Genomic DNA, 12,104 nt, shown 5'->3' with positions numbered 1-12,104 from the left:
CGTAAGCCCTATCGCTGAAGAGCAGGGCCTGCCTCACGTTCTGCTCGACCAAGAGTATCGTGTAGCCCTGATCCCTCAGGTCCCTCATGAGCCTGAAGAGCTCCGCGACGACCTTTGGAGCCAGCCCCAGGCTCATCTCGTCCACCATCAGAATCTTGGGCCTGAGCATCAGTCCCCTGGCTATGGCCAGCATCTGCTGCTCCCCCCCGCTCAGGGTCCTGGCCAGCTGATCCTTCCTCTCTTTAAGCCTCGGGAAGAGGTTGAAGACGAGCTCGAGGGACTCATTGTACTTCTCCCTCGCCCTCTTCGTGTAGGCGGCCGCCTTGAGGTTCTCTATGACCTTCATGTCTGGGAAGAGCCTCCTCCCCTCTGGTATATGTGCTATCCCGAGCTCAACCCTCCTGTGGGGCTCCATTCGAGTTATGTCATTCCCCATGAACTCTATCCTCCCTGATCTGAGAGGAAGCACGCCTGAGATCGCCCTGAGGGTTGTCGTCTTGCCGGCCCCGTTGCTGCCGACCAGGCAGGTTATCTCCCCCTCATCGACGCTGAGGGAGACCCCCCAGAGGACCTGGGTCTCGCCGTAGGCTACCTCTATGCCCTCAACGTTGAGGAGTCTCATGCCATCACCCCACCTCGACACCGCCCAGGTAGGCCTCTATGACCCTTGGATCGTTAGCCACCTCCTCCTTCGGACCATCCGCTATCTTCTCGCCGTAGTGGAGGACCACGAGCCTGTCGACAAGCCCCATTATGAACTTCATCACGTGCTCTATGACGACCATCGTGATCCCCTCGGCGTTCAGCCTCCTGAGGAGGGATATCATCTCCTCTATCTCCACCGGGTTCAGGCCGGAGGCTACCTCGTCAAGGAGAAGGAGCCTCGGCTCCAGGACCAGCGCCCTTGCGAGCTCCAGCTTCTTCTTCTCAACGACGTTCAAGGAGCCAGCGAGCAGATCGGATTTTCCGGCCAGACCCACCATCTCAAGCGCAATCTTAGATCTCTCCAGGGCCTCCTCCCTCTGCCTGTGCCTCATGAATGCCCCCGTGAGGACGTTCTCGAAGACCGTCATGTTCGAGAGGGGCTTAACTATCTGGAAGGTCCTGGCTATGCCTAGCGGCGTTATCCTGTAGGGAGGCCATCCCGTTATATCCCTACCCCCGAAGAGGACCCTTCCGGCTTCCGGTTTGAGGAAACCGGTTACTACGTTAAGGAGGGTCGTCTTGCCCGCGCCGTTCGGGCCTATCAACCCGACTATCTCGCCCTCTCTGACCTCCATGGTCACGTCCCTCAGGGCGACGAGGCCCCCGAACCTCTTCGTGACACCCTCGATCCTGAGCAAGGGATCACCTCCCGTGGGTGGGGCGTCTCAGGTAGCCCCTGCTCTCCAGCCAGCCCACTACGCCGCGCGGCACCCTGAGGGATATGAGGAAGAGGATTATGCCGGCCACCAGGAAGTGGAGGCCGAAGTAGCGCGGGAAGGCCGTGACCACGTTCGACCTTATGTACTCGAATATGGGAACGAATATGAAGGAGCCCACCACAGGTCCCCAGAAGGTGTACATCCCACCGAGGAGAGAGGCTATGACCGGGTATATGGATATCAGCAGCAGGTCGAAGACGCTGTAGGGGTCCACGAACCTGAACCTCACCGTGTATATGCCCCCGGCTATTCCCATGAAGAAGGAGCTCACCAGCATCGCCAGGACCTTGTACTTGAACGGGTTTATGCCAAGCAACATGGCGGTCTCCTCATCCTCCCTTATTGCCTGAAGGTAGTATCCTATGTCCCTCCTGACCAGGTAGTTCATCAGGAGCACCTCGACGCCGAGGTAGGCCAGGGCCAGGTAGATGTAGTAGTATGCCCCGGCGTACCTGAGGTAGTAGAGCTCCCTCTCTGGCGGGACTATCGGGACCTGAAGGCCCGCGGCCCTTCCTGGAGCGAACTCCTGGAAGAGGAGGAGGAATATCGTGACCAGGGCTAGCGTGGCCAGGGAGAACCAGTGGCTCCTCAGCCTGAAGAGGAAGCTCAGTCCCAGGCCGAGGAGGGCGGCCATTATCCCTCCTATGGGTATCCCCACCCAGGGGGTCACCTCGTAGAAGAGGAGGAGGATCATCGTCGTGTAGGCACCTACCCCGAAGAAGACGGCGTGACCGAAGCTCACCTGGCCCGCGTAGCCCGCCAGGAAGTTCCAGGCCATCGCCATTATGGAGTACTGGACACACAGGTAGAGGGCCGCCGCGGCGAACCCCAGATCCAGCACCATGAAGATGATAGGGAGCGCGAGCAGAAGGGCTATCAGGCAGAGGTAGATGAATGACCTGCTGAGGCTCACCTGATCACCTCCCGAAGAGGCCCTTCGGCCTGAAGAGTATTATCAGGATGAAGACTATGAAGGCAGTGAGGGTCTTCAGCGAGGGCGAGATGAAAAGCGCGCTTATCGTCTCGAGGAGGCCTATAAGAATCCCCCCGAGGTAGGCCCCGAATATGCTCCCGAAACCCCCCAAGACGACGCATATGAAGGCTATCATAGCGAAGAAGGCGCCCATCTCAGGGTAGATGGGGTAGAAGAGCGAGAGCAGGACCCCCGCTATGGCTGATATGCCAACACCTATCCCGAAGGCCAACCTGTACATTCTCCTTATGTCTATCCCGTGCAGCTGAGCGGCCAGCATGTCCTGGGCCGTGGCCCTGAGCGCGGCTCCGGTGAACGTCCTGCTCATGAAGAGGTAGAGGGCGAAGGCCACCGCCAGCGAGACGACCAGGGCTATGAGCTGGGGCAGGGAGAATGACACGCCCCCCATCCTTATGAAGAGGTCCCTATATGGCACATCGACTATCCTCGTGTAAGGACCCATGAACACCTCAAGGCCGTACCTTATGATGAGGAGCACCGAGAACGTGACTGTTATCTGGCTGAGCACCGGGGCCTCGAGTATGGGCTCTATCGCGATCACCTGCGTCAGGACCCCCAGAAGGAAGACCAAAGCGAAAGTCAGCGGAAGGGATATGAGGGGATCCACTCCGATGGCATCAAGCATCAGGAAGCCTATGAAAGCGCCCAAGGCCATGTAGTCGGCCTGAGCGAAGTTTATGACGTTCATGACTCCCCATATGAGGGCGAGGCCGACGGCCACGAGGGCGTAAATGCTTCCTATCATGAGCCCCGAGACCACCGCCCCCACCAATGAGGTCGGGTCAACCATGAGGGTCACCCCAGCGATCATAAAAAATTTGTAATGTGGGGAGGGCTTCACCTCTTCTCCCAGGACGGGAACGGGAATACTATGTCCATCGTGGCGACTTCCCTCGGGTAAACGGTGTGGTACTTGCCATCGGTTGGGCTCATCTGAACTATTATGCCCCTCGCGAGTATGTTCTGACCCTTCTCATCGAACTTTATCCCCGCCCATGGCATTATTATCCTCTCCGGCGGCACGTCCATCTTGGCCAGGGCGTCGCGTATGGCGCTCCTGAAGGCCTCCAGGTCAGTCGGGCTGGCAACCTTCGCGGCCTCCTCTATGGCCCAGTAGACAACCCAGACCCCGGTGTAGTCCCTAGCCGAGTTCCCGTTGAGGTTCACCCCGTACTTGGCCACGTACTCATCATTGACCTTCTTCAGCTCTGGGATCATCTCAAGCAGGTCCCAGTTGAACACCTCCCTGCTCATGAAGTAGTAGCCGTCCTTCCCTATCTGCTGGACGTAGGCCGGGTCTATGAAGCCGGCATCCTGAGCCAGTGCGACCTTGGGGGCGAAGTTCTTCGCCTTCATCGTCCTGACCAGGAGTATCCCGTCGTTGGTGTAGCTGGCGATGAGCAGCACATCCGGGTTGGCGGCCTTCAGCCTCTCGACCTCGCTGTCAAGGGAGGTGACCGTGGCGGCGTGGTAGCTGACCTCGGCCACTATCTTGTAGCCTGCCGCTGAGAACAACTCCTTCCAGGCTTTGGCCGTGGATGCACCCCACTCCGTGTCCTCATTTATTATGGCGACCGTCTTCAGGCCTCCGTATGTCTTGTTCAGATAGTTTATGAACTCAACGTGCTGCTCCGCGAAGGTCCTATCGTGAGCGGTCGTCCTGAAGAACCACTTGTACCCCCTCTCGGTCAGGGCGGGTGATGAGGAGTCCGGGTTGAGGAACGGGACCTTGTACGATTCGGCCACCTCGCTGGCTGTCTTTGTGACGGCGCTCTGATAGGCGCCCATGAGTAGCACGACCTTCTCCTCCTTTATGAGCCTCTCGGCCTCCGCAGCGCCCGTTGCCGGATCACCTGCGCTGTCCCCGAACACCACAGTGAGCTTCGCGCCCCCTAAGTTCTTTATCCCCCCAGCAGCGTTTATCTTCTCCACGGCGAACTCGACACCTCTCTTGAGGTCGGCTCCAGTCTCGGCGAGCCTCCCGGATAGGGGGAGTATGACGCCTATCTTCACCTCAGAAACCACGGGCTTCGTGGCTGTCGGCGTAGGTGTCGCGGTCTCCGTCGGTGTCACCGGCGCCGTCGGCGTCGTTGTGGTTGGGGCGGGCGGCATCATGAGGAGAGCGGCCCCCGCTATGATCACTATTATCAGGATCAGGATTCCCAGAAGAGCTCCTCTGCTCAGGGCCATGATCACAGCCCCCGATCAGTGAGCTGCCTTACTTATAAATTTTCCCATCCGGGGGCGGGGAATGAAAAGTAAAAACAATAAACTAAAAAATATTAATAGAAATCCCCTTATAATATCATGAATTTTCATGAGGGATGGGACGCGAGGCCCCCGGACATTTTTCGCCCAGTTCACAGGGCTGAAGCGACTCCTTCACAAATCGTTGAACTCTCGGATCAAGCGCGATCGCTCGCCCCTCGAGACACCGCGCCGACACGGCACCCCTTGGGGAAGCGATACCCTGAGATTATCCCCAGCCCCCAATGGAAAATATGGGCTCGCTTACTCACTCCTCCGCGACTATGGAGAGCTCCTGATCCTTCCTCGTGAAGGTCAGCTGAGCAGCGGCCGCCACGAGCAGGGAGAGAAGCCCTGTGTACCTGGACAGCGTCCCCACGTTCACCTCAATAGAGCTTATGCTGAACTCATAACTCACAGGTTCGCTCAGGTAGTAGCTGACTCCCGTTATGTAGATGATCCTAGTGATCAGCTTTCCCTCCGCCCTCACCAGGAGGCCCGATCCATCGTAGGTACCCCTGAAGTACTCCAGCAGGTTATCCACGGACACCCTCTGGGTCCTGCCACCCAGAGTCACGACGTGCTCCGTTTCCAAGCGCTGATTCCTTATTTCCAAAGTCCTCATGGCCTTTCCAGTATCGTAAAGGAGCTTGGCCGCGGCCAGCCTGTTCAGGAGGACCCTGGTCTCCTGGAGGGCCATGGTGTTCCTGTAAGATTCGAAGTCTGGGGGTCTGAAGGCCGCGTAGTCCATGTAAGGGGTCCCGTCTAGCGTGTACTGGATGGTCGCGACGCTCACCCTGCCGACGCTGGGGGCCGCGATGACCGTGTAGGCCCCCCCGAGTATGAGGAGCAGGGTGACCATGCTGAGGATCGTCTTTGAGAGGGAGCTGAGCCCCCTGGGGTAGGAGGATGGGATCATGAGGAAGGGAACGCGAGAGGCGTGCGTTATCACCCTCAGCAGGCCTATCCTCCTCCTGTTGGCCACTAGGGAGAGCATGGCTATCCCTGCTAGGAAGCCCCCCGCGTGAGCGAAGACTGCAACACTACCAGCTATCCTGGCGTAACCGTATATGACCTGTGTCGCGAACCAGAAGATTATGTAGAGGGAGGCCCTCATGGGGAAGCAGAGGGGGAAGAGGAAGACCGGGATGCATATAACGAGGGAGGTACCGGGATAGAACATGAGGTAGGCTCCCAGGACCCCGCTTATGGCCCCGGAAGCCCCTATGGCCGGAACGGCGTAGGAAGTCAGGCCCCCTATGAAGGAGTAGGCGGTGTGGAAGATGGAGGCAGCCAGGCCGGATGCGAAGTAGAGGAGGGTGAACCTCCCGGAGCCCAGGGCCTCCTCAACGGCCCTCCCTGCGAAGAAGAGGAAGTACATGTTGAAGAATATGTGGAAGATGTCGGCGTGCAGGAACATCGATGTGAGGAGCCTGTACCACTGCTCCGGGTAGGGGAGGAGGGATGGGGAGAAGCCCCCCGCCGTGACCCAGTAGTCATCAACGCTCAGGAAGAGGTTCCTGTATGATGTAGCGGCGTAAACGAGCGAGTTGGCGATTATTAGAAAAATTGTGACTCTGTGCTTCGGTCTGAACTCTGGAATCGTCATGGGTATCCCGATGGCCATGCTCATCCTCAGAAACGCGGGTCCTCAGAAGATAAAGTTTTCCCAAGCCTCCCTCCAGGACCCCCCTCCGAGGCCCCGAGTAGCTGAGCATCGGTCAGGGCATCCTCGAGAGGGGGATCCCCTCAACCCGGGATTCACATGAACTCTGACCTAAACGCTCATCCCCGCTGAATCCCTGAGAGCGCGGCGAGGTCCTCTGGGCTGAGCCTCCAGCCCATGGCCCCCCTGAACTCCTCCACCCGGCTGACCCTCTCGCTCTTCGGAATCGCTGTGACCCTTGGCCTCGAGATCAGGAAGTTCAGGGCGACCTGAACCGGGGTTTTCCCGTACCTCTCGGCCATCCTCCTCAGGACCGGCACCTCGCTCACCCTACCACCCTCAAGCGGGGTGTAGACCTGCAGAGTCACCCCCCTCTCCACGCATAGGGGGAGGAGATCCCCCTCTATCCTCCTGTCCAGGAAGCTGTACTTCACCTGATTCACCACTATCTCCCTCCTTCTGGTGGAGAGTATGGCCTCCTCAAGCTCCCTGGCGTTGAAGTTGCTCACCCCCACGTGCCTGCAGAGCCCCCTCTCCGCGATGAGCTCCAGGCGCCTCACCTGATCCCTCACCGGGATACGCTCGTTCGGCCAGTGTATGAGGATCAGATCGCGTAGCTCAGGCCGAGCCTCCTGAGGCTCCTCTCCGCGGCCATTACAGCCTCCTCATCGCTCTCGAAGTGCCTCGGAAGGAGCTTCGTCGTGATGAAGCAGCTTTCCCTCCCGAAGGACCTGGCCACCTCGCCCACGAGATCCTCAGTCGAGTACATCTCCGCCGTATCTATCTGGGTGATTCCAAGTTCCAAGGCCCTCATCAGGGCATTCCTCGCACTCTCCCTGTTCCTGATCCCCCAGGTACCTATCCCTATGGCCGATATCCTCTCTCCCGTCCTCCCGAGCTCCTTCATGTCCTCAGGATCTATTCCCAGCTCCGATCCCCTCAAGGCCCGATCCTCTCCACCGAGACCTCTATCGGGGTCGTCCTCGCGAGGTTGTCGCTCACGGGGCACCTCTCCTCCACCCTCCTCATGAGCTCCCTCAGCTTCTCCTCATCCGCGTCCGTCCTGAGGCGGACCACAACCCTTATACCCTTGTAACCAGCCCTGGGCCCCTCCTTTCCGTAGAAGACGGCCGGATTGAACAGGCCCACGGCCTCGAACTCCGCCTCCTCTATCCTTATCCCCATATCCTCGGCGACCAGCGTTGCTGTTATGTTCAGGCATCCTATGAGGGATGCTAGAGCGAGATCCAGGGGACTTGGGGCCTCCCCTCCCAGCTTGTCGATCAGGAGCTCGAAGCCCCCGCAAGTGACCTTGGTCTTTGTTGGGGAGACCCTGATCCCGGAGACCCTAACCTTAATGTCCTTGTACTCCAAGGCATCACCCATACTCAGCGTAGGATCAGGCTATAAAAACCTGAAGGTTCTAATGAAGAACGATCGGCTTGATCCTCAGAAGATTTTTATTGATGGCGCGATCCGGCAGCCCCATGCTCGAGATACTGCTTTGCCTGGCATCGGGGTTCCTCGCGGCTAGGCTCCTCAGGTTGAGGATAAACCCTCCCCTCCGTCCCCTGGCCTACACCCTCATCCTCCTGATAGGCCTTAGGGTCGGCTCCGAGGGCCTCTCCTCTCTCCCCGAGATCATCCTCCAGTCCCTGCTGATGGCCCTCCTCACGCTTTCGGGGAGCATCATTGCCGTTCGGGCGATTAGGAGGATGAGATGATGCTCTCCTCCCTGCTACCGGCCGTCCTGCTCCTCTCCGGGATGCTGGCCGGCTCCCTCCTGAGGGCGGGCTTCGCGGATTCTCTCGTCTCAGGCCTGCTCTACCTCCTCCTCTTCCTCATCGGGATCTCGCTGGGATCTGAGAGGATTGAGATCGGCTTGAGAGACCTCGAGATTCCGATCGCCACCGTGGCTGGAACACTGCTTGCCGCGGCGCTGGCCTCACCCCTCATGGGCCTGCCGCTCAGGGCTGCGCTGAGCGTTGCGGCCGGCTTCGGTTGGTACACGCTGGCCGGCCCGCTTGTGAGCGGCCTGCTAGGCGCGAGGATGGGCACTATTGCCTTCCTCTCCAACCTGCTCAGGGAGGTGATATCGCTGGCGCTCCACAGGGTCATAGCCGCGAGGCTGGGCTGCGATGCCCTCATAGCCTGCGGTGGAGCGGCATCAATGGACACATTCCTGCCCTTCGTCGCCGACTCCTGCGGGAGCGGGGGAGGGATGAGGTCCTTCATATCTGGGTTCGTCCTCACCCTGATAACACCTCTCGCGATATCCTCATTCGCTGTCTACCTCCCTTGATGCAAGCAGCATCGCACAAGCTTTTTGGCCTCGATCGGGAGGGTCCAGTATGCATGAGCTCCTCTGCAGGGGAGCCAGGGTTCTGGTCAGGGACCGCGAGGTTCAGGTGCTCACGGATCCGGTGGTCCTGAGGTGCCCTTACGTCAGGGCCACTTACGGCATAGAGCTCATAGACAGGGAAGCTGTTAGGAGGATTGTTGAGATGAAGATGAGGGATCTCGGCTTCTTCTGCCCCAGCAGGTGCCTTGAGAGCGATGAAGTCGTTCCCTTCGGGAGCTCCGAGATGATAAGCTCCGCGATGGGGGAAATACTGGACTGCGCGGTCCTCGTTTGCGACGGGGCCGGCACTGTGATAACATCGAACCCGAGACTCGTACAGGGGATAGGGGCCAGGATGAACGGGCTCCTTAGCACTTCACCGATCCCGGAGGTGATAGAGGGCATAAGGGCCAGGGGAGGGGAGGTCCTGGAGGAGCCCAGGATAGATCAGGTGGCCGGCGTGAGGAAGGCCATAGAGATGGGGTTCAGGAGGATAGCGGTCACAGTCATAGGGCCCATGGCGAGGGACATAGGGGAGCTCAGGAGGATTGAGGAGCGCCATGATGTCAAGCTAGCCATATTCTCGACTTGCAACACGCTCGCCTCGGAGGAGGAGGTTGAGTACATAGAGCTGGCCGACATCGTTTGCGCGAGCGCCTCAAGGCTTATCATCGAGAGGATCGGCAGGAAGGCTATCATGCAGCTCGGGGTTCACATACCCGTCTTCATCCTGACGGAGCTGGGGAAGAGGATAGCCCTAAGGTACCTGGAGGGGATGAGGTCCCCCCTCCTCGTGTCCAGGGTGAGGATGCCCTTCATCCAGGAAGACAAGCTGCCCATGCTCAGGGAGCCCTCGGGGGATTCAATGCGATGATGGGCCAGCGGAAAAATCAGGAGGGTCGTGGAGGAGGCACGGCCACGTCCACGATCCTCCCATATGAACCATCGTCGAAGATCACGTAGAGGTTCCCGTTCGTCAGATCATAGAGGTATATGCGGCTCCCGTGGTCGGCGAAGAGGAGGCCCCTGCTCACCGTGACCCCTCCCCCTGGGGTCGCGAGCCTCTCCAACCTCGCGTTCTCCACGTAGTCCATCCCCATGACGGGGAAGCCGAAGGTGGCGAGCTTGGTCACCCTTCCTCCCCTCACCTCGTATATCGAGGAGGGTATCCTGTTCCCGCTAGATAAGTAGAGCGTGTCATTCCTCCCGAACTCGAAGTGGCCGGCCCAGTAGCCGTCGAAATCCCGAGGATCTATCCTCATGAAGGTCTGCGGGAGGTTCCTGGCTATCCTGTAGATCAGGCCTCCCCCGGCCCCAGAGGCCTCGCTGAAGTACATCTCGAAGCCAAACTCGGGATCGGGACCGAACCTGATGCAGCGGACGTAGGTGGTGTGATTTAGCACGATGGTGATGCTGGGGGATGTTGTCCCGGGGGCCGAAGGTTGGAGGTAAAGGTATATCTTGTTCCCGTTCGCGTCGGCGAAGTATATCTTCTCCCTTATCCCCACGTGGGGAGTGAACGTGTCTACGCGGATGCCCATGTAGGCGACCTGGCTGACCTGACCGTTGGAGGAATCGTACTGCAGTATCCTCTTGCCACCATCCACTGCGAACCACACCACGGAGGGGTTCGCGAGCCTCGCGCGCACAGCATCGGCAGGTGTGATCGTGCGCGTGGTCGTCGAGGTCAGCGTGCGGGGCGAGGTGACCGGGGTGAGCGTGAGTGTTGGGGAGGTGGAGGGGGACGTCGTGATTGGGTAGGTGCTCGGCGCCGCGGATGTCTCAGGGGGACTCGACGAGGGACCTTGGGTCGCGGTCGAGGTGGCCTCTGTGGTGGAGGGCAGCGATGTGGTCGGCAGCGGTGTGTATTGAGTCTGAGAGGTTGAGGTAGCCTCTGTGGTGGAGGGAGAGGGGGAAGGCGCGGTAGAGGAAGAGGGAGCGCCCGTTATGACCGTTGTGATTGTGGTGACGGTCACGGTTCCCCCCTCCCGGGGGATTGAGGTAGAGGTAAGCTGCCCCTCCCAGGAGCGCCAGGGCGGCGAGCGCGAGGACCCCCAGGAGGGACCTGGAGGCTCCCAACTGACTCAAGATGCCACCTTATGTGGACCGTCAGGTTAACTCAATATAAGCGTTTCTGCAAGGATCCTCATTGATATTTACCTGAAGTCCCATCCTTGGGAAGCCCAACAGATGCCGGGCCGGGGTTCCGGAGGGCCTGCCATGGCCTCAGCCCAGCATTGTGTCAAGGGCGAGCATGAGTATGAAGCCCGAGAAGAAGGAGAGGGTCGCCTTGTTCTCATGGCCGCTCCTGTGAGTTTCAGGCAGGGCCTCGTGGCTCACCACGTATATCATCGCTCCAGCACCGAAGCCCATGGCCAGCGGAAGCAGGGATGCGGATAGCGATGCGAGGGCGGCCGAGGGTAGGGCCAGCACCACCTCGGAGAGCCCGCTAAGCCAGGCGTATAGAACGGCCCTCCTGAGGCTTCCCGTGGTGGCGTAAACCGGAAGGGCCACTGCAAGTCCCTCAGGGGCGTCCTGAATTGCTATAGCAATCCCCAGCGTTATCGCGTCCCTCACCTCGAAGGCCGTGGCCACTCCTATGGAGAGACCCTCGGGCAGGTTGTGTATTATCACCGCCAGGGCCACCAGCCAGGCCGCCCTCAGCTTCCTCAACGCCCCGGCCGGGCCCTCGTAACCCTTGATGAGGTGCTCGTGGGGGATGATAGCATTCACCCCGTGTATCACCAGGGCCCCTGTGACCAGGCCGGAGATGGGGAGGGGCAGTCCGAAGTCCTCTATGGCCGGGATCAGAAGGCTTGTGAAGCTCGCAACGAACATGACACCGCTGCTGAATCCAAGGCCTATGTCGACCAGCATGGAGAAGCTCCTGCCGCTATCCCTGCCCCTCAGCAAGGCCACGGGCAGACCCCCGAGCGTCGTGCTGAGCATGGCCATGGTGGAAAGTATTAGGGCGAGCAGCAGCGTGTTACCGTCGCTTAATCCCGAGATGAGCTCCACAAGTCCCAAGGAGCACACCTCCACCCTATAGGATGAGCAGCTTCACCCTCCCGATGTTTTCGGATCCTCATCGAGGGTTGAGACCGAAAATGCTGCGATGCTCGGGTTCCCCGTAACCGCATACCGCTCCTTTTAGGGACGAAGGAGAATCTTTAAATACAGCAGCTTCATGGAAATAGGGTTGAGAGAGGAGAGGTTGAAGGAGCCCTACGCTTCTCTTCTAAGGAAGCTCCTAGATAGGGCTCTTGAGAAGCTTGGAGACAACTTAATATCGTTTGTGGTCTTCGGATCTGTGGCAAGAGGCGAGGCCAGGAAGGACAGCGACATAGACATACTCATAGTTGCCAGGGATCTTCCGAGGAGCAGGTTTAAAAGACAGGACCTCTTCATGGAGATAGAGGAGGCTGTTGAGCC

The 12,104-nt window shown here is 59.3% G+C and carries 14 protein-coding genes and 1 pseudogene; 4 read left to right on the top strand and 11 right to left on the bottom strand.

Annotation, left to right across the window (positions count from 1 at the left end):
* The 8 genes and pseudogenes from BA066_04360 to BA066_04325 form a co-directional block, all read right to left on the bottom strand.
* Positions 1 to 622, bottom strand: a 622-nt coding sequence (locus BA066_04360; GenBank protein RDD53462.1) for an ABC transporter ATP-binding protein, incomplete at its 3' end; no start/stop codon positions are given.
* Positions 623 to 626: 4 nt separating this feature from the next.
* Entirely contained in the window at positions 627 to 1,280 is a 654-nt protein-coding gene (locus tag BA066_04355) for an ABC transporter ATP-binding protein (GenBank protein ID RDD53461.1), read from the bottom strand.
* Between the two features lie 67 nt (positions 1,281 to 1,347).
* Positions 1,348 to 2,337, bottom strand: coding sequence for a branched-chain amino acid ABC transporter permease (locus BA066_04350; protein RDD53460.1), 990 nt, complete (start codon positions 2,335 to 2,337; stop codon positions 1,348 to 1,350).
* Between the two features lie 4 nt (positions 2,338 to 2,341).
* Positions 2,342 to 3,229, bottom strand: a complete 888-nt coding sequence (locus tag BA066_04345; protein ID RDD53459.1) for a branched-chain amino acid ABC transporter permease — start codon at positions 3,227 to 3,229, stop codon at positions 2,342 to 2,344.
* Between the two features lie 26 nt (positions 3,230 to 3,255).
* Positions 3,256 to 4,608 carry a hypothetical protein gene (locus BA066_04340; protein ID RDD53458.1) on the bottom strand — a complete coding sequence of 451 codons (1,353 nt, stop codon included), beginning with the start codon at positions 4,606 to 4,608 and terminating at the stop codon, positions 3,256 to 3,258.
* Positions 4,609 to 4,933: 325 nt separating this feature from the next.
* On the bottom strand, positions 4,934 to 6,298 hold the full coding sequence (locus BA066_04335) for a rhomboid family intramembrane serine protease (protein RDD53457.1): 1,365 nt from the start codon (positions 6,296 to 6,298) through the stop codon (positions 4,934 to 4,936).
* Between the two features lie 152 nt (positions 6,299 to 6,450).
* Positions 6,451 to 7,238: pseudogene (locus BA066_04330) on the bottom strand (aldo/keto reductase).
* 32 nt (positions 7,239 to 7,270) lie between these two features.
* Positions 7,271 to 7,717, bottom strand: a complete 447-nt coding sequence (locus BA066_04325) for an OsmC family peroxiredoxin (protein RDD53456.1) — start codon at positions 7,715 to 7,717, stop codon at positions 7,271 to 7,273.
* 101 nt (positions 7,718 to 7,818) lie between these two features.
* Between BA066_04325 and BA066_04320 the strand changes: the two genes are divergently transcribed.
* Genes BA066_04320 through BA066_04310 form a run of 3 tightly spaced genes read left to right on the top strand, consistent with a single transcriptional unit; the run spans position 7,819 to position 9,546 of the window.
* Positions 7,819 to 8,055 (top strand): hypothetical protein, encoded by a 237-nt coding sequence (locus BA066_04320; GenBank protein ID RDD53455.1) that lies wholly within the window; start codon positions 7,819 to 7,821, stop codon positions 8,053 to 8,055.
* Positions 8,052 to 8,633: a lysine exporter LysO family protein gene (locus BA066_04315; protein RDD53454.1), complete on the top strand. Its 582-nt coding sequence runs from the start codon at positions 8,052 to 8,054 to the stop codon at positions 8,631 to 8,633. Before BA066_04320 ends, BA066_04315 begins: the two co-directional genes overlap by 4 nt.
* Positions 8,634 to 8,682: 49 nt before the next feature.
* Positions 8,683 to 9,546 (top strand): DUF2099 family protein, encoded by an 864-nt coding sequence (locus tag BA066_04310; GenBank protein RDD53453.1) that lies wholly within the window; start codon positions 8,683 to 8,685, stop codon positions 9,544 to 9,546.
* Between the two features lie 16 nt (positions 9,547 to 9,562).
* On the opposite strand, the gene BA066_04305 is transcribed toward BA066_04310, so the two are convergent.
* The 3 genes from BA066_04305 to BA066_04295 all read right to left on the bottom strand — a co-directional run bounded on the left by BA066_04305 (position 9,563) and on the right by BA066_04295 (position 11,714).
* Positions 9,563 to 10,321, bottom strand: a complete 759-nt coding sequence (locus BA066_04305; GenBank protein RDD53452.1) for a hypothetical protein — start codon at positions 10,319 to 10,321, stop codon at positions 9,563 to 9,565.
* A 133-nt stretch (positions 10,322 to 10,454) separates the two neighbouring features.
* The gene (locus BA066_04300; GenBank protein RDD53451.1) at positions 10,455 to 10,760 is read right to left on the bottom strand and encodes a hypothetical protein; all 306 of its coding nucleotides are present in this window, start codon (positions 10,758 to 10,760) and stop codon (positions 10,455 to 10,457) included.
* 138 nt (positions 10,761 to 10,898) lie between these two features.
* Positions 10,899 to 11,714: a ZIP family metal transporter gene (locus tag BA066_04295; GenBank protein RDD53450.1), complete on the bottom strand. Its 816-nt coding sequence runs from the start codon at positions 11,712 to 11,714 to the stop codon at positions 10,899 to 10,901.
* A gap of 145 nt (positions 11,715 to 11,859) precedes the next feature.
* On the opposite strand from BA066_04295, the gene BA066_04290 reads away from it, so the two are divergent.
* The coding region (locus tag BA066_04290) for a nucleotidyltransferase domain-containing protein (GenBank protein ID RDD53449.1) at positions 11,860 to 12,104 on the top strand (245 nt) is incomplete at its 3' end.

The sequence above is a fragment of the Candidatus Korarchaeota archaeon NZ13-K genome (assembly GCA_003344655.1).
GTDB lineage: Archaea > Korarchaeota > Korarchaeia > Korarchaeales > Korarchaeaceae > Korarchaeum.
Note: the sequence above shows the minus strand (reverse complement) of the source record. Positions and strands in the feature narration are given on the sequence as shown.

Coding starts and splice junctions, on each gene's coding strand:
- BA066_04355 (RDD53461.1), bottom strand. CDS start 1,280: ATGGAGGTCAGAGAGGGCGAGATAGTCGGGTTGATAGGCCCGAACGGC.
- BA066_04345 (RDD53459.1), bottom strand. CDS start 3,229: ATGATCGCTGGGGTGACCCTCATGGTTGACCCGACCTCATTGGTGGGG.
- BA066_04340 (RDD53458.1), bottom strand. CDS start 4,608: ATGGCCCTGAGCAGAGGAGCTCTTCTGGGAATCCTGATCCTGATAATA.
- BA066_04335 (RDD53457.1), bottom strand. CDS start 6,298: ATGAGCATGGCCATCGGGATACCCATGACGATTCCAGAGTTCAGACCG.
- BA066_04325 (RDD53456.1), bottom strand. CDS start 7,717: ATGGGTGATGCCTTGGAGTACAAGGACATTAAGGTTAGGGTCTCCGGG.
- BA066_04320 (RDD53455.1), top strand. CDS start 7,819: ATGCTCGAGATACTGCTTTGCCTGGCATCGGGGTTCCTCGCGGCTAGG.
- BA066_04315 (RDD53454.1), top strand. CDS start 8,052: ATGATGCTCTCCTCCCTGCTACCGGCCGTCCTGCTCCTCTCCGGGATG.
- BA066_04310 (RDD53453.1), top strand. CDS start 8,683: ATGCATGAGCTCCTCTGCAGGGGAGCCAGGGTTCTGGTCAGGGACCGC.